A 23,872-nucleotide genomic window follows, 5' to 3' on the forward strand; every position below is an offset into this window, starting at 1 on the left:
CCTCAAGGGGACAATTCTTAAATTCATCAAAAGGGAAGTTTTGTCACATCTACATTTCCGCCAGATAAAATGATACCGACGTTTTTGTTTTTAAATTCTTCTTTATGTTTCAAAACTGCTGCCAAAGGAACAGCTGATGAAGGTTCTATAATAATCTTCATACGTTCCCAAATTAATTGCATAGCGTTAATAATTTCATTTTCCTCCACACGAATTATTTTTTCAACATGCTGTTTGATAATTGGAAAGTTACGATTTCCTAAATTTGTTCGCAAACCATCTGCAATTGTCAAGGTTGTCTTGTTTGTTTCAATTTGTCCAGAAACTAAGGAACGATAAGCATCATCAACAGCCATAGGCTCCGCTCCAATAGTTTTACAATTATTTGAGAATAAATGCGTAGCTAAAGCAGTTCCTGCTAGTAATCCACCGCCTCCAACGGGTGCTAAAATGAAATCTAAATTTAGTTGTTCTTCCAATAATTCTATAGCAGCTGTACTATTACCATAAATCACTTCGTCTTGATTGGATGGATGTAAAAATGAGGCACCTTTTTCTGCTTTTATTTTATTGGCTGTCTCCTCTCTTGCCTTTAATGTCGATTCGCACTCAATGATGTCTCCTCCATATGTTCTAACGGCATTTTTCTTAACCTGTGGTGCGTTTTCTGGCATAACGATATAAGCTTTTATGCCTAGATTTTGAGCTGCTAATGAAACCGCTTGTGCAAAATTTCCTGAGGAATGCGTAACGACACCGCGTTGTCTTTCTTCTTCAGACAGCGAAAGAATAGCATTTGTTGCTCCTCGCATTTTAAACGCTCCCATTTTTTGGAAGTTTTCACATTTAAAATACAAGTTGCAGCCTGCTGCTTCGTTTAATAATTCTGACGTTAAGACAGGTGTATTATGAATAAAGGGTTTTATTCTGGTATGCGTTTTTATGAGAGTTTGCTTGTTCATGTTGGTTCTCGATACAAAATTGCCAAAAAGCAATTTCACTCGAACTGACGTTAACTATTTTCCTTTAAAATTTGGTGTTCTTTTTTCAATAAAAGCTGTTACACCTTCTTTGTAATCGGCACTTTGTGCGGCTTCTATTTGTAATTTTGATTCAAGAGCGAGTTGTTGTTCTAAAGTATTGGTCATTGATTTATTAAATAACTCTTTTATCATTCCCAAAGCTTTTGTTGGCATGTTAGCTAGTTTTAAGGCTAATGCATCTACTTCTGCTTCGAAATTTTCTAATGGAATCATTTTGTAAATCATGCCCATTTTTTCTGCATCTTCAGCTGAAATTTTATCACCTAACATGGCTAAGGCTTGTGCTTTTTGAAACCCTATTAATCTTGGTAGAAAATAGGTTCCGGCGCTATCTGGCACTAAACCTATTAAGCTAAACGCTTGAATGAAGCTTACTTTTTCGTGAGCCACAACAATATCACAAGCTAAAGCGATGTTGGCTCCAGCTCCTGCAGCAACACCGTTTATGGCTCCTATAATTGGTTTTTTAATGTTTCTGATTCTTGTGATAATTGGATTGTAGTGTTCTTCCAATATTTTTTTGAATCCTGGATTTGAATCTGGGTCAGTCACTTCTTTTAAATCTTGACCTGCACAGAATGCTTTTCCGTTTCCAGTGAGGACAATCGCTCTGACTTCAGTATTGTTTTCACAATCATCTAAAATGCTTTGTAAACTTAAAGCCATTTCACGATTGAAACTATTGAAGACTTCTGGTCTATTTAGCGTTATGGTTGCTATTTTGTTTTCTATTTTAAGTTGGATACTGTTGGTCATATTTATTTTTTATTATGAGACCTCTCGACTGCGCTCGAGGTGACATTATCATTTTAAACATTTAAAATAATCAAAGGGTTCATGGCAATCGTCACACTGAAATTGTGCTTTGCATGCTGTGGAACCAAACTGACTTACTAATTTAGTGTTGGTAGAACCACATTGTGGACACTTTACCAAGCGTTTTTCGTTGAGCAATACATCTTTATCGGCTTCTGCCTCTAATGGTGCTGCTATGCCGTAATCTTCAAGCGCTTTTCTGCCCCTTGGTGTAATCCAATCGGTTGTCCATGCTGGATGCAGGATGAGTTCAATTTCAGATTCGTAACCGGCTTCTTTTAAAGCTTTTTTAATATCATCTCCAATGACGTCCATTGCAGGACAACCACTATAGGTTGGTGTGATTTCTACTTTCACATTACCATTTTCAATCAGAGCAGAACGTACGACTCCCATGTCCATTATTGAAAGGACTGGGATTTCTGGGTCTGAGACTTTGGATAAAATCTCAATTAGGTTTTTGTCTATGTTTTGTATTTCTGTTATCATTTTTGAGATGCTTCGACAAGCTCAGCATGACATATAGTTTTAATTTGAAATTTAGTTTATCATTCAAGGGATTCCTGCTTTCGCAGGAATTTGTTACCATTCCATATTAGGATAAGTACGTTGCATATATTGTAACTCTGTTAATAAATACCCTAAATGTTCGGTATGAATGCCTTTTTTGCCTCCTTTTTGAAAATATTTTGATTCTGGGATTTCTAGTGTTGCCGTTTCTAAAACTTCATTGACGTATTTGTAATAACCATCTTTTAGTTTAGTAACATCGACTCCGATGCCTTCCGAAACCATTGCTATATCGGCTTCGGTTTGATGAAATAATTCATCAGTGTATGTCCATAAATCGTTGATGGCTTCTTGCATTTTTGCTTTGCTTTCTTCTGTTCCGTCTCCTAGTCGTTTTATCCAATCTGATGAAAATCGCTCATGGTAACGTACTTCCTTGATGCATTTTTTTGCAATTGCCGACAGCGTTAAATCTTTGCTCTTTTCTAATTCTGAAAGAAAAGCCAAATGGTACACATCAAATAAAAACTGACGTGCCATAGTGTAAGCAAAATTAGTGTTTGGTTGTTCTACTAATAATACATTGACGTATTCGCGCTCTTTTCTGAGCATGGCAATATCGTCTTCGGTTCTGCCATCTCCTGCGATTTTAGCTGCGTATTGGAAATAACTTCGTACTTGACCGAATAAATCTAGTGAGATGTTGGTGCAAGCGATGTCTGTTTCTAGGGTTGGGCCATGACCTGTAAGTTCGCCTAGGCGTTGGCCGAGGATTAGGCTGTTGTCTGCTATGCCTAGGATGTAGTTGTATAATTCTTGTTTCATAAAGCGAATTTGAATTTGAAATCGAATTTGAAAGTTGAAATCAAACTTGTAGTTAAAATTTTATATTTTGAGTTTGAAATTTAAATTGAATGTTGTTTTTTTTTGGATTATATCTCAATCTCCTTTAATTAATGTTTTTAATTCTTGTTACTATTATTCGAATTAATTGGTCATTTTCATCTTTTAAGTTACCTATAGTTTCTTCCGAGACGAGTTTAGCTTTAATTTGAATATTTATATTTCTTAATGATTCCCTTAGTTCTTTTAAACAAATTCTAAGTTTATTGATTTTATCTTTGTCAGTTCCAGCACCTAAAACTTCGCCATAATTTAGTGCTGAGGAACAAGACGAACGAATAAGTTGTTTTGCTAGATAATCGCCAGCATAAGACAATGGTTTTTTGTCATAAATTAGAATAACCAGAGCAGCAAAGTCTTCTAGTCGTTCTGTTAAATTGTACTTGTTGTTCATATTGACGATTTTAGTTTCAAGTTCAAGTTCAACTTCAAGTTCATTTTCAACATTACATGTGCTTCACTTCATCTGGTAAATCGTAAAACGTAGGATGACGATAGACTTTGTCTTGTGCGGGTTCGAACATCTCTCCATTGTGTTCTGGATTTGATGCTGTGATGTTTTTACTTTCTACAACCCAAATGCTAACGCCTTCGTTGCGTCTGGTGTATACGTCTCTTGCATTTTCTAATGCCATTTCAGCGTCTGCGGCATGCAAACTACCAAAGTGTCTGTGTTCTAATCCGTTTTTACTTCTTACGAAGATTTCCCAAAGTGGCCAGTTTTTACTCATATGAAATTGAATTTGAAATTGAACTCGAATATGAATCGTTTCAATTTATACTTTATACTATTACTATCTTAAAAACACCCCTAAAGTCCCCTCAAGGGGACAATCCAAGCATTCAAAATCTCAACTATTATATTATTATTATTATTATTATTATTTGTCAAGGGACTGCTTTGTCTATAATCTAACAGCAAAGCGGTCTAATATCTATGGTCTAATTAAACTACTTGTTTCTCTTTTCGTTCTTGTTTCTTATCGGCATACGCCATTGCCGCATCGCGAACCCATTCACCTACTTCCCATGCGCCAACTCTTGCTTTCATACGCTCTTTATTCATTGGTCCATGGCCTTTGACTACTTGCCAGAATTCGTCCCAATCGATGTCGCCGAAGTCATAACTTTGGCGTTCTTCGTTCCATTTTAAATCTGGGTCCGGAATGGTGAGTCCGATTAAATCGGCTTGTGGTACAGTTTGGTCTATAAATTGTTGACGTAAATCGTCATTTGATTTTCGTTTTAATTTCCATTTCATGGATTGTTCGGTATGAATGGATTCAGCGTCAGTTGGTCCCAGCATCATTAAACTTGGCCACCACCATCGGTTTAAAGCATCTTGAGCCATTTCCTTTTGTTCTGGTGTTCCGTTTGCCAATTTCATCATGATTTCATAACCTTGACGTTGGTGGAAACTTTCTTCTTTACAGACGCGAATCATGGCTCTTGCATATGGTCCGTAAGACGTGTTACACAATGGCACTTGATTGATAATGGCTGCGCCATCAACCAACCAACCAATGGCTCCCATATCTGCCCAAGTAACTGTTGGATAATTGAATATGGATGAATATTTTGCTTTTCCGGTATGTAATTGCTCGTACATTTCATCTCTGGAAATGCCTAAGGTTTCGGTTGCTGAATAGAGGTATAAACCGTGACCAGCTTCGTCTTGAACTTTGGCGAGTAAGGCTACTTTTCGTCGTAAAGAAGGTGCACGCGTTATCCAATTGCCTTCTGGAAGCATACCTACAATTTCGGAATGGGCGTGTTGCGACATTTGACGAATGTGTGTTTTTCGGTATTTTTCTGGCATCCAGTCTTTGGGTTCGATTTTTTCGTCTCTTGCGATACGTTCTTCGAACTGTTTTTCTAGATTTTTTATTTGTTCTTCACTCATTGTTCTTGATTTAGAAACCTGTCAGGTTTTGGAAACCTTACAGGTAAGAGTTTCTAACTATATTTTTTTTAATAATAGCACTTATAAATAAACACTAATTTTTAGTCTTGCCTTTTGTTAGCAGACAAGTGCGTTAGGGATTGTAGCGACATCCTTTTTTACGTCAGTTCGAGTGAAATTGCCTTTTTTCAATTTTGTATCGAGAACAAGTAAAAAAGATATAGCGGAAAGCCCGACTCTACGTAGCTTTTTTTTGCGAAGTAGAGTAACGCCCAAATTGTTATTTTAATGAACTTATAATACCTACAAGGTTTTGACTTCGACTACGCTCAGCCATCATGAAACTTTGCAGGATAACCACACGAGATTCCTTTTTTCAAAGGAATTTGTTACACGTCAAAATCGACCACAACTTTATCGGTTGTTGGTACGGATTGGCAACTTAGCACCAGATTTTGTGCGACTTCTTTATCATCTAATGCGTAATTTATTTTCATCTCCACGGCTCCTTCTTTGACTTCGCATTTGCAGGTGCTGCACACGCCTCCTTTGCAGGCGAATGGTAAATCGGCTCCTGCGCCAAGGGCTGCGTCGAGGATGTTGTCGTATTCTTTGGTCATAGTGAAGGAAAATTCTTTTCCGCCATCTACGATTGTGATTTCTGTTCCTTCTACATTTTGTTTTGCTAAGCGTTCTGCTCGCTTGATGTCTTCGTCTGAAAGTCCGGTTACAAAGAGCTCAAAATGCACGAATTCTTTTGGTAATCCGGCTGCGATTAAATAGTCGCTCACGTAATTGACCATTTTTTCTGGACCACAGAGAAACACTTCGCTGGTGTCTGGAATATCGATGAAGGTTTTTGTGAGGACTTTCATTTTATCGTCATCGAATCTTCCGTTGAATAGTTCGATATCTCTTCGTTCTTTAGTCAGGAAATAATAGATTTCTAACCGTCCGAAATATTTGTTTCGCAGTTGTTCCAATTCTTCTTTAAAGATAATGGATTTTGCGGTTTTATTGACGTAAAATAACTTACATGTTGAATTTGGTTCGGCTTGTAAATGTGCTTTTACCATAGACAAGACTGGTGTGATACCGCTTCCTGCTGCGAAAAATAGATAGTTTTTGGCTTTTTTGGCGTTGACTTCTACTCCGAATGTGCCACTTGGTGCCATGACTTCGATATCGTCATTGGCTTTGAGCTCGTTATTAATGTAGGTTGAGAATTTTCCGCCTGGAATTAATTTTACCGCGACTTTCCAAAGCTTTTCTTCAGGGCTTGAGCATAAGGAATAGGAACGTCGTACGTCTTCGCCATCAATATCAGCTTTTAAGGTTAAATGTTGCCCTTGCCTGAATTTGAATGCGTTTTGTAATTCTGAAGGCACATGGAAAGTGATGACAGAGGTGTCCTCTGTTTCCTTATATATGTCTTCGACTTTTAATTTGTGAAATTCTGCCATCTAATTTGAAATCGAACTTGAACTAGAATTTGAAACTGAATACCTTCAATTTCATATTCTATATCAATTTTACACAACTAACACTTGTTAGTTTACTTGACAAAGTTATAAAATATATTCTAAAGTTTTTGTTAATTCGATTTTCTGAATGCCATTGACTAAGAAAATAATAATTTATTAGCTATTCTTTGGCAATACCATTAATGAGAATATTACTTAGGTCGTCCGTTAATTCTTTGAGATTAATAACCTCTTTCTTTGGAATCCAGATATAAAGCGAACGTAATGTAGTGAGTATGGAAAACATCATGACATCTGGTTTTGCATGGATAATTTCTCCTGATTTTATACCGTCTTCTAAAATGGTTTTGAAGTCGTTTTCATAATCGCTGCGTAGTTTTTTGTAGTAAGTTAGTTGTGATTCGAGATGCATCCAATCGTTATTTAAGGATGCCATACCGTAGCTGTTTTTACTTGAAATATGAACGTGTAGTTCAATAATTTTTTTAAGCTTATTGATGCAAGTTTCATTGGACTCACTAATTTGCTTCATGCCTTGTGTGAAGGTTTCCGCTAAAGAAATGATAATACGTTCTAATATGTCTTGTTTCGACTCTATGTGATTATAAAGACTCGCTGCCTTAATATCCATTGCCGTAGCTAAATGGCGCATGGTAACCGCACTATAACCTTTTTCTTTAAAGAGCTTAGCGGCTACGCGTATGATTTCTTGTTGTCTGGTTTCTGGTTTCATAACTATTGAAGAGCACTAAAATAAGAAGATTTTTGAGTTGAAATCAAAATAATGTAACTTTGGTTACGTTTCATCTTGAATGCTTTTACGAGTTTTGACAAAAATTAAATACTATGGGATTATTAAATGCACTATTTGGGAAATCGACTAATAACGTTGCAGAATACATTGAAAAAGGTGCTATTATTTTAGATGTTAGAACCAAAAGTGAATATGAAGGTGGACATATAAAAAACGCATTACATATTCCTGTTCAAGAATTGGGTAATAGAATTGATGAAATTAAAAAATTAAACAAACCTGTAATTGCTTATTGTGCAAGTGGTATGCGTTCTGGCAGTGCTTCGAGTATGTTAAAATCTAATGGTATTGATGCCATAAATGGTGGTGGCATAAGCAGCTTGCAACGAAAGTTAGTTTAAGAACTAATCTACCAAACCTTCAAAATTCTGTAACTGAATTACATCTTCAATTGGGCTTTCATTGTATTGTAACGTCCATCCTAAGGATTTAGTTAATATCAAAAATTTAGATAACTCAGTTATTAATCTATTTTGGGCGTTTGATTTTAAGTCGGACGCTTCAATTCTTTTCATCAAGGATTTTTTTACAGTATCCTTAATATTATTATAATCCTTTGCTTCAAACTGATTTAGGAAATCGGCTTGTACATCGTAATATTCAAAATCGGGATTGATTTTAATTTCTTCTTTAGGAATACTTGTAATTTGAAGGGTCTTAGTAGTTTCATCAATTTTATATTCAATTTCACTTAAATCATAAGCTACAGTGACATCTGCATTAACAACGACTAATGCTTTCTTTTCAGCGGACATTAAATCTCCAAAAATAGCTTTAGAATTCTTATAACTAAAGACTTCAGAAAAGTGCCCTTCGGTGACTACTAATTTTCCAACATTTTTAATTTGTTCTTGAATTAAAGCACTGTGTTCTTCTATAACAATTTCAGCTTCTTTTTTGTCTTCACAATATTTAAATGTGAATAAAACAACTAAGGTAATTATGACACCAAATACAATTTTTCGCATAAGCTAATTTAAACAAATTACAGTTCAACACACCTTAAATTAGGCATAATTAAATCTTGTTTTTTTGCTTTACATCGTTAGTGACTGTTTATTATCTATGAAAAACGCAAGACACCCTATATAAGTGCAAGCTAAGTATTTAGGCCCTAAATTAGTCTCTATATACGCAAGTAGTGTTATCCAAAAACAAACTATTTGTAAGCCCGTAAACATAAAAATAGTGATTATTATGATTAAAAACATAAGTATATTACTCGTCCTACTTCTGACCTCAATTAGTTATGGTCAAAATATTACATTAATCAAAAACACCAATCCAAAAGCTAAAGAGTTATTACACGGTTTAAACACTACTAAGGATAGCTTAATGCTAGAGTGCGATACTAAAATTAAAAATGTTGAAATTTTTAATGGTGAGTACGATTTAATAACAACAGTAGAAGCTAATAAGGCACAGATTTCTTTAAAAGATTTACCAATAGGAGAATTTGTTATAGAAACCAAATTAGCAAACAAGGTAATAATTATAGAATTAATAAAATACGGAAATTACAACAGTTCTTATTCTAACAAATCGCTCAGCACTAATCAAATGATAGAAGGCAAAGGCATGATGTTAGATGAAGAATTAAAGGTCATTAAGAGTACTCCTAAAACAAGCATTGCGTTTTTGTTAACTCGTCAGAACTCAGAACACGAGAACAGAAAAAATCAACGATATTTCTGGACCGAAGCACAAATAAACAATGATAGCGGCTCTAGTAAAACAATGCGTTTAGTGGATCAGCAATCCGTGGAAGCTATGATTCTTAGGCATAAATTAGAGGTAAAAAGTGATTCTGGAAAATTAAATAAGTTAACCATCTGGGAAGTTTACGACAAAAGTGAATTTATGGAAAATCAGGTTTCTAACCCAGAATTTGTGTACTCATCGGCTACAGATATATTTAACCCAACCCCTTATTTTATGACCAGTCAAAATATTCAAAATTTATAGTCGTATTTCTAACTGTTAGAGCTTATTAACAACAAAATTAGACCCTTTTAAACAGGACGACTACAGCATCTTATACGATATATATGTGTTATATCGATAGACACAGCACATTAACTAAAAAACGTACCACGTATCTATAATAAAATGTAACACACTAAAAAGTAAATAACTTTGCTTATAATGTTAAAACAAATTATAGGATTTGTTTGATGATAAAATTGTTTCCCAAAACAAAAACCTACTTATTATGAGACTACTATACTTTATTGTATTGTTATTTTTGTCATCCATAGTTTATGGTCAAAAATCTGTATTACTTCAAAATACGAATACACGAGCTCAAGAGCTTAAACACTACCTCAACAAAACAGAAGACAGTATTGCCTTTAAGTGCGACCGTACTATCTACGAACTTATGGTTTTTAATGAAGAAGGTTTTGAACGCGTCATAAAGGTTAAAGATACAGTAGCGCAAATAAAAATTTCCGACATACCTGTTGGGCGTTATGCCATTGAAGCCGTATTACGAGACAAGTTAATTATTATAACATTATTAAGAAATGAATCGTTTGACTTAGAAGAACCTACCCCATTAATAGCTAGACCTCATCGCCTTAATCACAATAAAATAATAAAACCAAAAAACATAATTGCTAGTGCTGAAAATGCACCTAAAAAACTTAAAACATATATAAAAGGACCTGCAAGATTAGATTCTTTAACCCACCAAACACTCTTTGGAACTGAAAATAACAAAGGTCGAACAGACTTGAGCTTATCGGGAAAAAAGGCAACACCTGTGACTGAAACATCAAAGCGGACTATTAACACACAAAAAACTGATCTCATTAGCAATAGGATTCCTTCATATCCAACTGAAGCAGCAAAATCTACATTACCAAGACAACCACAAACAAGAGCAGAGGATTCTAAAACGAACAATTCGAAATACTGGGTGGTTTACAAAATGAACAATGGCATACGTTCTGAAAAGGTGCTAAAAATAGCAGACCAAAAGACCGTTGACCGCATGATTCTTAAGAATGAAATTGACCGAAAAACCAAATCGGGTCAGTTAAATGAACTAACGGTTTGGGAAATATATGATACAACTAATTTTGCACGACACAAAAGAATGAACCAAACAAATTATATGAACATTGAGTCAGATAGTTTTAATTTAGTTCCTTACTATAAAGTGGAAAATATCTCAAATAATTAAGCTTACTTTTTAAGCTCTAGTTTTTCGGCAAAATAATCACAAAAATCTTTCATATCTCCAGTCATTTTTTCATCTTGAGTTGCTCTTAAAAATGAATCGCTCATGGTTACTAAAGTTTGATGAAAAAACACTTTCATTTCATCTACAGGCATATCTTTAGTCCATAAATCTATTTTCAACGTTTCTTGCTCATTACTATCCCAAACGGACAACATAATCGCCTTAGCCTCTTCATTATTAACTCCACCATCTTGGGCTGACCAATTTAGTTTCTCTGGAACTCTATTCTCATCGAGTTCAACGTTTAATACTATTTTAGATTTTATAACTTTAGACATTACTTTTTGGGTTTAAATTTAGATTTTGTAAATATTTCTTTAGGCGCTGTTTGCATAATTTTCATCAGATCGTCTCCTGAAACTTCTGCATAAGCTTTTACAATTTGCCAGCCAATATACTGACCTAATCGTCCTGGAGACTCATTATCTAATTCGAGATAAAACTTTGAAAACGGAGCATCCGCAATAAAACGGTTTGGTAATTTAGGATCTGTGCTGTACAATAATTCCTTTTCAATAAAATAACTCCAAATAGGACTTTCATTTGCTTCGGCCCATTTTATCTGATCTTCAGAGTACCCAATTTTTTCGGCGTCTGTTTTAAACGGAATTATAACATCTTTGAAATAGAGAAGCTTTCCGAAGTAAATCATCTCATCGATCAATTGTTTTCTATCCGTCTGAAAAACATATTTCTTTGCATATCCATCAGCTAAATCAACTACAATTTGTTCCTTTCTAAAATTTTCAGCTAAATACGCTGGGATATTTCCATCAACATAAAACCTGTGTTCTTTACCCAAATAATTATCTAACGCTATCAACGCAATACTATCTGTAACAATCACCTTATCTCTATACTGCACATTATTGGTTAAAGTTATGACTCTTGGTACAGAAAACACTTTGTCATAATATTTTAGATGCTGAAACAAAGCCACTAAATCTGCTTCTATAGTACTAAAATCTTTAAAGGTATGATTCACCTCTTGCACTATTTCGTTCTGTAAAGTATCATTCATTCTCTGAATCATAAGAGAGTCTGGCATACGCTCAGAAAAGAAAAAAGGATAGTTTTCTTTTATTTGAGGTAAATCTGAGGGTGTTGCTTCAAAAAATACGTTTTCAAAACGATCTACATTAAGATCTACTTCAATTTTAGCGATTTCTTTTTCAACTTCAGATTCCCCATCACATGAAAGCATGATAAATCCTAATATTAAAATAAAGTAAATTCTAATTTGCATTTGGTAAAATATTTTTAATCCTAACTCTATTGCGTTATTTTTGTTGTGCAAAGGTACACTTCTTTGTTTTAAAAAATAAAAATTATGCAAACCGAAAATGTAGTTAACCATATTGTAAACTGGCTAAAAGATTATGCTACAAAAGCTAAAGTTAATGGTTTTGTTGTAGGAATTTCCGGAGGAATTGATTCTGCCGTCACCTCAACGCTATGTGCAAAAACAGGGTTAGACGTTTTGTGTATAGAAATGCCTATTCACCAAGCACCAAGTCACGTCACCAGAGCGCAAGAGCACATTGCTCATTTAAAACGTCAGTTTCCTAACGTTAAAGACACGGTTGTTAATTTAACACCTGTATTTGAAGCGTTTAAAACCGAGGTTAACCTAGACGGCAAACAAGCCACTGTAGACATGGCATTAGCCAATACAAGAGCACGCTTACGGATGACAACCTTATACTATCACGCCGGACTTTTAGGACTTTTAGTAGCCGGAACCGGGAACAAAGTTGAAGATTTTGGAGTAGGATTTTACACAAAATATGGTGATGGTGGAGTTGATTTAAGTCCCATTGCAGATTTATTAAAGTCTGAAGTTTACACTGTTGGTAAGTACTTAGATGTACCCAAATCAATTATAGAAGCAGCGCCTAGTGATGGATTATTTGGCGATGCACGTAGTGATGAAGATCAAATTGGTGCCTCTTATCCAGAATTAGAATGGGCAATGCACGTTACAGAAAACGGAAAAACAGCATCAGATTTTGAAGGTCGAAAACGCGAGGTTATTGACATATATCTAGGCTACAATTCATCCAACAAACACAAAATGAACCCAATACCTGTTTGCGAAATCCCTAATAATTTAAAATAATTTTTGCATTTCAGTGAATAAAATAGCTAATTTATTTAATTTTTAACTATTTTTACTTAACAAGTCTCCACAAAGTATTTGATAATAGCGCATCAAAGTATTTATTAACCAAAAACCAAAATAATATTATCATGATACATATTCTGATTGTAGACAGTCATCCTATTGTGAGAACAGGATTAGAACTATTTCTAAACAGCAAAGCAGATTTTAAAGTCATCGGTAGTTTAGGAAGCGGCATTGAGATTTTTGAATTTGTAAGACGCAACCACGTTGACGTTATTATATCTGAAATCGACTTACCAGAACTTAATGGAATTACGGCACTGAGAGCCATAAAAAAAGAAAACAAATCGGTTCAAGTTTTAATGTTTAGCCACCAGCCCGAAGAGATTTACGCCATAAGCACTATTAAAGCAGGCGCATCTGGCTACTTAAACAAAGGAGCTAGTGTTGACGAAATTGAAACTGCAGTTCGAAAAATTAGCGCTGGAGAAACATCCCTTAGTGAAAAAATGGATAAACACTATCGCTATGAAGATACTCGAAAAAGCAGAAGCCGTATGTTCAAAAAACTGTCTACTAGAGAGATTGAAGTTTTAAAATTACTTTCTATTGGTCGTAAAAACAAAGAGATTGCGCAAGAGTTAGATATTAACGAAAAAACAGTAAGTACGTACAAAGCACGATTGTTTAAGAAACTTAATGTAACCAATATTGTAGATTTAATCCATCAAGCTAAGCATCACAATTTAACTTAACGAGGCATTTGTTAACCAAGAACTTTACCAAGTTTACGAGATAATAGCATTTTAAGACCAACGTAATCTTTTACATCTTCCATTATGGTTCGTGTATCAGCGTTTGCGTCTAAGGTTTCAGTTTTGTATTCAGCAACTTTTTTATCAATAAGATGGCAACGTAAACTAAGAATCGTCTGACTCACTAATTGAGATACAGAATCCTTCTTTTCTTTTGGTATAATCTGGTTGCGCTCCCAATCATGGAGATTATAACGCTCATCCTCCATTAAAATACTTGTCACTGTACTTGCAGATTCTTGATCTAATTGATTGACGAAGTTTTTAGTTGAAAAACCCTCGTCTTGATTCAGTTTATCTACAATAGAATAATAAAGTGTTTTAAATTGCGGATTAGAAAATTGCATTTCATCTTCTTGAAGGTCTAAATAGACTTTTTCAAACACGCGCGTTTCATGCATTGTTGGTTCTAAAAGCAACTCCCCAGAATTTTCGTCTTCTTGTAAAATTAAGTCTTCAAACTGCTCTGTTCTATCACCATAGAGCATCAAAATTTCTATGATTTTTCGTTCTAACTCATATTGAACATCTACTTTTTGTTTTGACTGTGGTTCATTTTTAACAACTTGAAACGCTTGCTTTTCCTCTGGCTGATAGGATTTGTTTGCGCCTTGAGTATCTTTCTTATTAATTTGTGCCAAAGTGCTAAACAGAACGTTTTCACTTATATCCATAATGCGAGCACATTCTTGAATATAAATTTCGCGCTTAATTTGATCTGGAATTTTTGAAATACTATTTACAATCTCGCGAATGGTCTCTGCCTTTTTAATCGGATCATTATCAGCTTCCTTTACTAATAGAGAAGCTTTAAACTGAATAAAATCTTTTGCATTTGTATCGAGGTAATCTGTAAGTTCTTCTAATGTATTCGATTTTGAAAAACTATCAGGATCTTCACCATCTGGAAACGTACAGATTTTAACATTAACACCTTGTTCTAATATTAAATCGATACCACGAATGGAGGCTCTAATTCCGGCTGCATCACCATCAAAAAGCACGGTGATATTATTTGTAAGTCTATTAATTAAGCGAATTTGTTCTGGTGATAACGCCGTACCAGAAGAAGATACGACGTTGGTTATACCAGTTTGATGAAACTGAATAACATCTGTATAGCCTTCAACTAAATAACAATTATCTTCCTTTGCAATACTCTGTTTTGCATGATACAAACCATACAAAATTTTACTTTTATGATAGATTTCGCTTTCAGGTGAATTTAAATATTTTGCAGCTTTTTTATCGTTAACCAAAATCCGCCCTCCAAAACCTAAAATCCGTCCGCTCATACTGTGAATAGGAAACATCACACGACCTTTAAATCTATCGAAACGTTTTTCACCTTTTACAATGGTTAAACCTGTCTGCTCTAAATATTGGAGCTGATACGCTTTACCCAACGCATCATCTGTGAAGGCTTGCCATTCGTCTAAGGAATAACCAAGTTCAAATTTCTTAATGGTTTCTTCAGTAAAACCACGCTCTTTAAAATAGCTTAAACCTATGGCTTTTCCTTGATCTGTTTTATGTAAAATTTTCTGAAAATAGGTGTTGGCATACTCACTCACTAAATACAAACTTTCTCTCGTATCTGCTTGCGCCTTTTCCTCGTCGGTTCTTTCCGTTTCCTCTATTTCAATATTATACTTTTTAGCTAAATATTTTATAGCTTCAGGATAGGTAAAATGTTCGTGCTCCATTAAAAAAGTTACCGCATTTCCACCTTTTCCACTTGAAAAATCTTTCCAAATTTGCTTTACTGGAGACACCATAAAACTAGGAGAGCGCTCATCACTAAAAGGGCTTAAACCTTTGAAGTTACTTCCCGATTTTTTGAGTTGAACAAAATCACCAATCACCTCTTCTACGCGAGCGGTTTCAAATACTTGTGCTATGGAGTTTTGTGAGATCAATTTTTTCTATTATTCCTGATATAACAAGAACTTTTTTTATTGGTTAAATATTGATGTTTATAGATTTCTGACAAATCAGAAATGACAAGTTGGTAAATTTAATACAAAGAAATTGTTTTAAAAATTTATAAGAAGATTTAACGTGTCATTCGCGTTTAAATAAACTTTCTTCAAACTTTAATCTTAGCTAAACAGCACTAGTTATGAACTAAATTTTTCATTCAATTCTTCTACTATAGTCTCAATTTTCTTATTCTTAGCACTTTTATCTAAAACAACAGGAGGCACTTGCCTGAGCTTACAGTCCATAATATCACAACGCTCACAAGTTACGTTTACATTCTGAATATCGATTTTAGGATCGTCTAGGAAATTAAGTTTACGCTGTAACTGTTTATTAATTAACAAGCCAATACTTATACTGCGATACTGCTTATCTTTAAATGGATCTTTTGTCGCAGAGGATAGCACTAAATACTTCATGCCATCATTTTCATAATTAGAAATCTGCAAATCAAACTCGTGTTTCTTCTTGCTCTTACTAATATCTTTCAAAACTTTTAAAGAGACCCAACGCCTACAGTAATGTTCTTCGGTTTCATTGCCATGAGGAGAATGCTGATGTGATAAATGTAATTCTTTCTTAAGGTAAAACTTATCACTTTTAGCCTTATGTGTAAATCTTAAAAAGAATAAATTTTGAATATTAAATGCCTTAGGCAAAACATTAGTTAAACGCTGGTAAAATGATTCTGGTGACGCATTAAATGCCTCAATGGCTTGTGTAAACAATGCGGCATCAAAACGATCTTCTGCAAAAATATCTTTTAAATAGTTACTGATTTTTTCACGCGGAATTATTAAAGCACCTGCAAAATATGAGGCATAAAAATTGTTTAACACCTGATCGAAACTATCAAATTTTATCCATGGAAACGTATATAAACGGTCCTCAATCTCTAGATAATTGTACGCTAACTCTTTTGCAAAGATAAAGGTTCGTTGCGCCTCATCTATTTCGTTTGTTAATAATAAGGTTTTGGTTTTAGGAACAAAAATAGACCTTAACTTTCCCAGAGCTTCATATCTACTAAGTTCGTTAGATTGAATATTATACCCATATTCTTCAACTAATATTTCAGCTAAATCACTTGAGGTTACTTTTTTATTCAAATCTACATGATATGCTTTGGCAAACTTCAAAACACTTTGCTCTAAATCTTCAAAATAATTATTATTAGCCTCTTGGTAAGAACGCACGGAAGCCAAATAAAAGCTCTCTTTACTAAAACTATAATGTTTAGCAATTTTAATAATTGTACTAATAAACGCATTAACCTTTGCTGGCGCATTAGCGACAATATCTATTAAGTTACTTTCTTTAATTCCAAATAACTCTAAAGGTATTTCCTTTAAGATTTTTGACTGTAATAAATCGCCAATTGGAGCTAGGTTTTTATCTAATTTAAGAGATACCATCTGATCATAAGGTACGTCTAATTTTTCTGAAAGTGTCGCAATTTTATCTGGTTTAGGATATTTTTTTCCATTTTCTATTTCATTTAAATACGACTTAGATAATCCTGAAAGTTTAGATAAACCAAAGAGGGACAAATTCTTATCAGTCCTTATCTGCTTTAGCTTTAACCCAAAAACCAACTTTATATAATCTTCTTCCATATTAGCAAATATAAGCAAATTTGCGAACATGAATAATTTGCGAAAATACATTTTTAGCGAACGTTCGCTTGTTTTTTTAAAAACTTTGTTATACTATTGTCTTATAAATTTAAATATTATGGCACACACACTTCTAAAACCAGAGCAGATTACTTTCGCAAATAACGTTAGTAATTACTATCCAGAAATTCTTACCGATGAAGCACTTAATTTTTTAATTGCCCTTCATGAAAAATTCAATTCTAAGCGATTAGAATTATTAAACAGACGACTAAAACAACAAGCTATTTTTGACGCTGGTAAGTTTCCTACGTTTCCTATTGAAACAAAAGCTATCCGAGAGAAAGATTGGACAGCAGGTTCTATTCCTCACGACTTACAAGATAGACGTGTAGAAATCACAGGGCCCGTCGATAGAAAAATGGTGATTAATGCTTTAAATTCAGGTGCCAAAACGTTTATGGCAGATCTAGAAGATAGTAATGCACCAACATGGAAAAATACCATTGAAGGCCAGCAAAATTTAATTGATGCCAATAAAAAGACCATTGATTTAGTAGATTCTAAGCGTGGAAAATCTTATGAATTAAATGACGAAACTGCTGTTTTATTGGTGAGACCTCGAGGACTACATTTAAACGAACGACACATCTTAATTAACAACGAAGAAGCTTCTGGAAGTTTAGTGGATTTTGGACTTTATGTATTTCACAATACCAAAACCATGCTAGAGCATAACACCGCCCCTTATTTTTACCTTCCAAAACTCGAGCATTATTTAGAGGCACGATGGTGGAACGCCGTATTTGAATTTGCTCAAGACTACCTTAACGTACCAAAAGGCACTTTTAAAGCAACAGTTTTAATAGAAACCATAACTGCAAGTTTTCAATTAGATGAGATAATCTATGAACTCAAAGATCATATTGTTGGCTTAAACTGTGGACGCTGGGATTACATCTTTTCATACATTAAAAAGTTTAGAAACCACAAGAATTTCGTAGTTCCTAATCGCGATCAAGTGACCATGACCACTCCATTTATGGATGCCTATTCTAAGTTGGTAATTCAGCGGTGTCACAAAAGAGGAATTTTAGCTATTGGTGGAATGGCAGCTCAAATTCCAATTAAAAATGACGAAGATGCCAATGCAGCTGCTTTAGAAAAAGTAAGAAAAGACAAAGAGCGCGAAGTTAAAAACGGACATGATGGTACTTGGGTCGCACATCCAGCTTTAGTTGACGTGGCACTGCAAGAGTTTAACAAACACATGCCAACTCCAAATCAATTACATGTTACACGAGACGATGTCCATATTACAACCGAAGATTTAGTAGAGCTTCCAAAAGGCACTGTAACTGAAGCTGGTATTAGAAAAAATATCAATGTAGGCATTTTATATACTGAAGCTTGGTTAAGAGGTTATGGCGCTGTTGCACTATATAATTTAATGGAAGATGCAGCTACAGCAGAAATCTCTAGAACTCAGGTTTGGCAGTGGCTAAAAAACGAAGTCATCTTAGACGATGGCAGACAATTTAACTTAGAAATGTATAGCGACATCTTTAATGATGAAGTTGCAAAAATCGTGAAAGAAGTTGGCAAAGACAATATTAAAAACACCAAGTTCGAACTCGCCATCAGCCTTTTTGACAAACTGGTACTATCAGAAGAATTTGAAGAGTTTTTAACGCTTCCTGCTTACCAACATATTTAAAAAAACAATCCTGCGATTGCGGCAACAATCAACAGGATCTAATTATTAATAATAAATAACGTATTACAAAATTATGAAAAATTTATCACAAACAAATTACAGTTCAGCTCTAGACACGATTAGAAATCTAAAAGCAAAATATGGTGCGACTTGGAATTCTATAAATTCTGAAAACGCTGCAAGGATGGTAGCTCAAAATCGTTTTACATCTGGCTTGGATATTGCAAAATACACAGCAGCAATTATGAGAAAAGATATGGCAGATTATGATGCCGATCCTTCACAATACACACAATCATTAGGTTGCTGGCATGGGTTTGTTGCACAACAAAAAATGATTGCTGTAAAAAAACATCACAAAACAACCGACAAAAAATATCTATACTTATCAGGTTGGATGGTAGCGGCTTTACGTTCTGAATTTGGACCATTACCAGACCAGTCTATGCACGAAAAAACTGTTGTACCTGCATTAATAAAAGAAATTTATGAGTTCTTACGTCAAGCAGATGCTGTGGCACTAAATGACTTATTCAGAAGACTAGAAAACGGTGAAAATGTACAAGATGAAATTGACAATTTTGAAACACACGTTGTTCCAATCATAGCAGATATTGATGCTGGTTTTGGTAATGAAGAAGCGACTTATTTACTCGCTAAAAAAATGATTGAAGCTGGTGCTTGTGCGATTCAAATTGAAAATCAAGTTTCCGACGCAAAACAATGTGGACATCAAGATGGAAAAGTTACCGTTCCTCACGAAGATTTTGTAGCGAAACTAAACGCTGTTCGTTATGCGTTTTTAGAACTAGGAATTGAAGATGGCATTATTGTAGCCAGAACAGACTCTGAAGGTGCTGGATTAACGCAAAAACTTCCTGTAAGTAAAGAAGCTGGTGATTTAGCGTCGCAATACTTAGCATTTATTGAAGCTGAAGAAATTGCAATTACCGAGGCCAAGGAAGATGATGTACTTTTAAAAAGAGACGGTAAATTAGTGCGTCCTGTACGACTAGCGAATGGATTGTACAAATTTAAAGAAGGGACGAACATCGATCGTGTGGTTTTAGATTGCATTACAAGTCTTCAAAATGGAGCGGATTTACTTTGGATAGAAACTCCAACACCAAATGTGAGACAGATTGCACATATGGTCAACAGAGTTAAAGCAGTGATTCCTAATGCAAAATTGGTTTATAACAATTCACCTTCTTTTAATTGGACGCTTAGCTTTAGAAAACAAGTTTATGAAGAAATGCTATTAGAAGGAGAAAACATGACGGCTTACGATCAAAACAATTTGATGGATGCGCAATATGATGGTTCAGAATTATGCCATCGTGCTGATCAAAAAATAAAATCCTTTCAAATGGATGGTGCTAAAGAAGCTGGTATTTTTCATCACTTAATCACTCTACCAACCTATCATACCACAGCGCTTCACATGAATGATTTAACCGAGGGTTATTTTGGAGAAGATGGCATGCTAGCGTATGTAAGAGAGGTACAACGCCAAGAAATTCGAAAAGGTGTGTCTTGTGTTAAGCACCAAAGAATGGCAGGTTCAGATCTTGGTGATGACCACAAAACATTCTTTGCAGGTGATAAAGCCTTAAAAGCTGGAGGGGAGAAAAACACCTCTAATCAATTTGAAACAACGACTACAAATACCAAAGTAAAACAAACAATGAAAATTCCGGCATAACCGTTTTAATCATCTTAGAAAACGAAAAAAAAAGCCTTAATCATTTATTTGATTAAGGCTTTTTCAGTTTTAAAATTTGACTTTGTCATTTAAAAGAATGACCTTCGGTTTTGTACAGGATACTGGTTTGCGTATCATCATAGAAATTTAATATTAAATGAATTGGATTTTATTAATCATTGCAGGATTATTTGAAGTTGCTTTTGCAGCCTGCCTAGGAAAAGCTAAAGCATCTACAGGCATCGAAACTACGTATTGGTATATTGGTTTCTTGGTTTGTTTAAGCATTAGTATGTTATTGCTTGTAAAAGCCACACAAGAATTGCCCATAGGAACCGCTTATGCTGTGTGGACAGGAATCGGAGCTGTAGGCACTGTACTTGTTGGCGTCTTTGTATTTAAAGAGCCTGCCACGTTTTGGAGGTTATTTTTTATCTCGACATTAATAATTTCTATCGTAGGACTTAAATTTGTATCCAATTAATACTAAATAAGAAACCTTAATCCATTATAGATTAAGGCTCCTTAACACTCAAAAATTGATTGATTGATTGATTGATTGATTGATTGATGAATTAGTCCATATCAAAACGTATACCTAATGAAATATTATTCTGTTCTACCTCTTGGTCCTTAAATAAGGGATTAAGATCATACTTTACATATACTGCCATATCACCAAAAGCCACATATCCACTTAATCCATATACAAATTCGTTGACTTCAAAACCACCGCGTTGTTTATTTTTCACTCTGTTTCCATCTTCCTTGTACTTTAATTTTTGCATGGTTCCAATATTAATACCAGCATAACCACCTAAGCCTACTTTTAATTGTTTGTGTGTAGAGTATCTAAAGTAATTCTCTTTTTCTATCTTTTTAGAAGGTCCAAATTCTATGTGCATTGGGAATACTAGATTTGTGGTTCTAAAAACTGCCTTATTTAAATCTAAAGGGAATTCTTGAAGTGAAATTTCACCATCAGTATTCACTAGATAATTATTATCATCCATTTCAAATTTATTCCATTGTACAGAGAAACCGTATTTTAACCTCCAAAAGTTAGTATCTTCAAAAAGTCTCGTTTTCCATGCATATCCTAATTCAAAAAAACCAGATTTTTCTAATTGGTATGGCGTATCACTTAGATCTTGCCCTTCAATTATAGCATTATTAAACCCTAATGCTAAAACAATACTCGTGGTTGTGCGTTTATCGTACTTTCTTGGCTTTTCATTTGATTTTTCACCAAAGTGTATAAAAGTTTCATTAGCTTCTTCTGCACCACCAATTCTAAACACAAATTGATCACCTTCACCGTCTTCGGTCATATAATCGTCATCGTTACGCTCTAGCAAGGCTATTTTATTATCTATAATAGCTAAACGGTTTTCAATATTTAATGCCCTGTTTTTTGCAGCTTCCTTCTTTAAATCTTCAGCTTCTGACGCTGTTATTTTCCCAGCATCCAAACGGTTATTAATCGCTTCGATTTCAGATTTTAAAAATTCGCGTTCTTCATTCTCAATAGTTGTTTTGAGCTGTTTTAGTGTATTAATTTTTAACTGGGTTGCTGACGTGTTTGTACTATCAACTTTTACGTCTTGCCCTTGTAATGTTGTAAATGTTAGCGTTAACATTAAACTGACTACTAATCTGGTAATTGTATTCATAATTGTTCGTTTTTTGATTAATTGATTTATTGATGATTTATTTTAATTCTTGTTTCAAGTTTCTTTGATGAGATTCCTGCTTTCGCAGGAACTTAATTATTTCGATCTGCAACTGCTGATTTTACAGTTTCGTAACTCTCTTTTAGGGCTTCAAAAACTCGGCTTCTAAAAGACTGTCCCATTTCGTCTTCTACACTCATTAATAGTGCTTTTGCGTCTACTGTTCTAGTGGCTTTTTTTTGTAAATTTTCTCTAAACAGCTCTTTACTTGCTAGTTTTAATAACGAATCTATCTCTCTGTCAGTTACTGACGTATCCTCAGACTTTATAGTTGCCATCGCTTCTGCTACTGCCAATTTCAACTTTGCTTCTTCTAAGAGATGCTTTGCTTCATTATGCAATTGCGCTTCCTCGTTTTTTTTAATTGGTGTCTCTGCAGGTTGAGTTTCATTTACAAGTTGGGTTTGAGACTTTGGCTTTTGATTAATTACTTCTTTATAATCTATAATCTTTGAATTATTTATAGTTGGCACAACCGCTTCTGTTTCTTCTGTGCTTTTTTCTTCGTTAGCTAACTCAATAGATTCTTTTGGGTTTGGCGCTAGCTGTTCGTTCTGTAACTGTTTATTAATCACTTCTTCTTCAACCATTTTAGGCAATACCTTTTCCGACTCATTACTGCTAAAAAATTGTATAGAAACCGCTATCATAAGTAATAATCCGGCAGCAATACTTAACCACCAAAAGATAGGTTGTTTAGACGTATTGTCTTCTGCATCTAAGCGTTCCGATAGTTTAGACCAACTTTCAGAAGATGGTGTTATCTTTCGGTTTTCTAGCTTGTCTTTTATATTTTCTTCAAACTTAATTGGAGCCATAACTGTTACTATTTAATTCTTTTAATTTCTTTTGAAGCATCTGTCTTGCTTTAAATAATTGTGATTTAGAAGTGCCTTCAGAAATCTTTAATAATTCGGCAATCTCATTGTGCTTATACCCTTCTATCGCGTACATTACAAACACCATTCGGTAACCTTCTGGCAAACCATCTATGAGTTGCTGTATTTCTGCAACTTCGATGTTAGAGTTAATGTTATTAGATGAATCCTGATCTAAATAGTCGTCTTCTACTGCAAACTCTATGTTCTTTTGTTGTCTTAAATACGAAATAGATTCACGAACCATTATACGCCTAATCCATCCTTCAAAACTACCTTTATTTTTAAACGACTTCAGATTTTTAAAAACTTTAAAGAAACCATTCAACATTACCTCTTCTGCTTGGTACACATCTTTTATATAATACCTGCACACACTCAACATTTTTGGCGCATGCAATTGATACAATACATGCTGTGCTTCGCGATTTTGTTTCGCTGCGCTCTGTATGAGTTTTTTTTCGTTCCGATAGCTATCGGAATTATGAAGTTGAATAACTTTCATGGTTTAGTTTAAGTTCTGAATACGTTCAGATGCCTTTCTATTTATAAAGACGCAATTTTGTAACCAAGGGTTGCC

Annotated in this window: 25 protein-coding genes; 8 read left to right on the forward strand and 17 right to left on the reverse strand. The window is 34.5% G+C overall.

Annotated features, from left to right (window positions below; translation table 11 throughout):
• Nucleotides 1-26: 26 nt before the first annotated feature.
• The 9 genes from ITJ86_RS09570 to ITJ86_RS09610 form a co-directional block, all read right to left on the reverse strand.
• Nucleotides 27-962, reverse strand: a complete 936-nt coding sequence (locus tag ITJ86_RS09570; protein WP_195871418.1) for a pyridoxal-phosphate dependent enzyme — start codon at nt 960-962, stop codon at nt 27-29.
• 54 nt (nt 963-1,016) lie between these two features.
• Complete coding sequence (locus tag ITJ86_RS09575; RefSeq protein ID WP_195871419.1) at nt 1,017-1,799, reverse strand: enoyl-CoA hydratase-related protein; 783 nt, start codon at nt 1,797-1,799, stop codon at nt 1,017-1,019.
• 48 nt (nt 1,800-1,847) lie between these two features.
• Nucleotides 1,848-2,348: a 1,2-phenylacetyl-CoA epoxidase subunit PaaD gene (gene paaD, locus ITJ86_RS09580; RefSeq protein ID WP_195871420.1), complete on the reverse strand. Its 501-nt coding sequence runs from the start codon at nt 2,346-2,348 to the stop codon at nt 1,848-1,850.
• A gap of 93 nt (nt 2,349-2,441) precedes the next feature.
• Nucleotides 2,442-3,194, reverse strand: a complete 753-nt coding sequence (gene paaC, locus ITJ86_RS09585) for a 1,2-phenylacetyl-CoA epoxidase subunit PaaC (RefSeq protein ID WP_195871421.1) — start codon at nt 3,192-3,194, stop codon at nt 2,442-2,444.
• Between the two features lie 124 nt (nt 3,195-3,318).
• Nucleotides 3,319-3,666: a four helix bundle protein gene (locus ITJ86_RS09590; RefSeq protein ID WP_195871422.1), complete on the reverse strand. Its 348-nt coding sequence runs from the start codon at nt 3,664-3,666 to the stop codon at nt 3,319-3,321.
• A gap of 52 nt (nt 3,667-3,718) precedes the next feature.
• Nucleotides 3,719-4,003: a 1,2-phenylacetyl-CoA epoxidase subunit PaaB gene (paaB, locus tag ITJ86_RS09595; protein ID WP_195871423.1), complete on the reverse strand. Its 285-nt coding sequence runs from the start codon at nt 4,001-4,003 to the stop codon at nt 3,719-3,721.
• A gap of 215 nt (nt 4,004-4,218) precedes the next feature.
• On the reverse strand, nt 4,219-5,175 hold the full coding sequence (gene paaA / locus ITJ86_RS09600; RefSeq protein WP_195871424.1) for a 1,2-phenylacetyl-CoA epoxidase subunit PaaA: 957 nt from the start codon (nt 5,173-5,175) through the stop codon (nt 4,219-4,221).
• A 389-nt stretch (nt 5,176-5,564) separates the two neighbouring features.
• Complete coding sequence (locus tag ITJ86_RS09605; protein ID WP_195871425.1) at nt 5,565-6,638, reverse strand: FAD-binding oxidoreductase; 1,074 nt, start codon at nt 6,636-6,638, stop codon at nt 5,565-5,567.
• A 181-nt stretch (nt 6,639-6,819) separates the two neighbouring features.
• A complete protein-coding gene (locus tag ITJ86_RS09610; RefSeq protein ID WP_195871426.1) occupies nt 6,820-7,392 on the reverse strand; it encodes a TetR/AcrR family transcriptional regulator in 573 nt (190 codons plus the stop codon).
• A 113-nt stretch (nt 7,393-7,505) separates the two neighbouring features.
• Between ITJ86_RS09610 and ITJ86_RS09615 the strand changes: the two genes are divergently transcribed.
• On the forward strand, nt 7,506-7,814 hold the full coding sequence (locus tag ITJ86_RS09615) for a rhodanese-like domain-containing protein (protein WP_195871427.1): 309 nt from the start codon (nt 7,506-7,508) through the stop codon (nt 7,812-7,814).
• 3 nt (nt 7,815-7,817) lie between these two features.
• Here the strand turns inward: ITJ86_RS09615 and ITJ86_RS09620 are convergent, their stop codons facing one another.
• A complete protein-coding gene (locus tag ITJ86_RS09620; protein WP_195871428.1) occupies nt 7,818-8,441 on the reverse strand; it encodes a DUF4230 domain-containing protein in 624 nt (207 codons plus the stop codon).
• A gap of 229 nt (nt 8,442-8,670) precedes the next feature.
• On the opposite strand from ITJ86_RS09620, the gene ITJ86_RS09625 reads away from it, so the two are divergent.
• On the forward strand, nt 8,671-9,438 hold the full coding sequence (locus ITJ86_RS09625) for a hypothetical protein (RefSeq protein ID WP_195871429.1): 768 nt from the start codon (nt 8,671-8,673) through the stop codon (nt 9,436-9,438).
• A 247-nt stretch (nt 9,439-9,685) separates the two neighbouring features.
• Complete coding sequence (locus ITJ86_RS09630; protein ID WP_195871430.1) at nt 9,686-10,660, forward strand: hypothetical protein; 975 nt, start codon at nt 9,686-9,688, stop codon at nt 10,658-10,660.
• Between the two features lie 2 nt (nt 10,661-10,662).
• Here the strand turns inward: ITJ86_RS09630 and gldC are convergent, their stop codons facing one another.
• Complete coding sequence (gene gldC / locus ITJ86_RS09635) at nt 10,663-10,998, reverse strand: gliding motility protein GldC (RefSeq protein ID WP_195871431.1); 336 nt, start codon at nt 10,996-10,998, stop codon at nt 10,663-10,665.
• The gene (gldB, locus tag ITJ86_RS09640) at nt 10,998-11,966 is read right to left on the reverse strand and encodes a gliding motility lipoprotein GldB (protein WP_195871432.1); all 969 of its coding nucleotides are present in this window, start codon (nt 11,964-11,966) and stop codon (nt 10,998-11,000) included. Before gldB ends, gldC begins: the two co-directional genes overlap by 1 nt.
• Before the next feature lie 84 nt (nt 11,967-12,050).
• Here gldB and nadE point away from each other — a divergent pair, with 84 nt between their 5' ends.
• Together nadE and ITJ86_RS09650 are read left to right on the forward strand one after the other, a co-directional pair.
• Nucleotides 12,051-12,839, forward strand: a complete 789-nt coding sequence (gene nadE, locus ITJ86_RS09645) for an NAD(+) synthase (RefSeq protein WP_195871433.1) — start codon at nt 12,051-12,053, stop codon at nt 12,837-12,839.
• A 131-nt stretch (nt 12,840-12,970) separates the two neighbouring features.
• A complete protein-coding gene (locus tag ITJ86_RS09650; protein ID WP_195871434.1) occupies nt 12,971-13,600 on the forward strand; it encodes a response regulator in 630 nt (209 codons plus the stop codon).
• Between the two features lie 11 nt (nt 13,601-13,611).
• Here the strand turns inward: ITJ86_RS09650 and dnaG are convergent, their stop codons facing one another.
• Together dnaG and ITJ86_RS09660 are read right to left on the reverse strand one after the other, a co-directional pair.
• On the reverse strand, nt 13,612-15,579 hold the full coding sequence (gene dnaG, locus ITJ86_RS09655) for a DNA primase (RefSeq protein ID WP_195871435.1): 1,968 nt from the start codon (nt 15,577-15,579) through the stop codon (nt 13,612-13,614).
• A gap of 201 nt (nt 15,580-15,780) precedes the next feature.
• Nucleotides 15,781-17,259 (reverse strand): helix-turn-helix domain-containing protein, encoded by a 1,479-nt coding sequence (locus ITJ86_RS09660; RefSeq protein WP_195871436.1) that lies wholly within the window; start codon nt 17,257-17,259, stop codon nt 15,781-15,783.
• 118 nt (nt 17,260-17,377) lie between these two features.
• On the opposite strand from ITJ86_RS09660, the gene aceB reads away from it, so the two are divergent.
• The 3 genes from aceB (at nt 17,378) to ITJ86_RS09675 (ending at nt 21,165) form a co-directional block, all read left to right on the forward strand.
• Nucleotides 17,378-18,976, forward strand: coding sequence for a malate synthase A (aceB, locus tag ITJ86_RS09665; protein ID WP_195871437.1), 1,599 nt, complete (start codon nt 17,378-17,380; stop codon nt 18,974-18,976).
• Between the two features lie 73 nt (nt 18,977-19,049).
• A complete protein-coding gene (locus ITJ86_RS09670; protein WP_195871438.1) occupies nt 19,050-20,681 on the forward strand; it encodes an isocitrate lyase in 1,632 nt (543 codons plus the stop codon).
• Between the two features lie 157 nt (nt 20,682-20,838).
• Nucleotides 20,839-21,165 (forward strand): DMT family transporter, encoded by a 327-nt coding sequence (locus ITJ86_RS09675; protein ID WP_195871439.1) that lies wholly within the window; start codon nt 20,839-20,841, stop codon nt 21,163-21,165.
• 91 nt (nt 21,166-21,256) lie between these two features.
• Here ITJ86_RS09675 and ITJ86_RS09680 read toward each other — a convergent pair whose 3' ends face one another.
• The 3 genes from ITJ86_RS09680 to ITJ86_RS09690 all read right to left on the reverse strand — a co-directional run bounded on the left by ITJ86_RS09680 (nt 21,257) and on the right by ITJ86_RS09690 (nt 23,797).
• Complete coding sequence (locus ITJ86_RS09680) at nt 21,257-22,354, reverse strand: hypothetical protein (protein WP_195871440.1); 1,098 nt, start codon at nt 22,352-22,354, stop codon at nt 21,257-21,259.
• A gap of 92 nt (nt 22,355-22,446) precedes the next feature.
• Complete coding sequence (locus ITJ86_RS09685; RefSeq protein ID WP_195871441.1) at nt 22,447-23,232, reverse strand: hypothetical protein; 786 nt, start codon at nt 23,230-23,232, stop codon at nt 22,447-22,449.
• A complete protein-coding gene (locus ITJ86_RS09690; protein ID WP_195871442.1) occupies nt 23,219-23,797 on the reverse strand; it encodes an RNA polymerase sigma factor in 579 nt (192 codons plus the stop codon). The genes ITJ86_RS09685 and ITJ86_RS09690 overlap by 14 nt, the downstream gene beginning before the upstream one ends.
• Nucleotides 23,798-23,872: the final 75 nt, after the last annotated feature.

This window comes from Winogradskyella marina (assembly GCF_015645385.1).
GTDB classification, from domain to species: domain Bacteria; phylum Bacteroidota; class Bacteroidia; order Flavobacteriales; family Flavobacteriaceae; genus Winogradskyella; species Winogradskyella marina.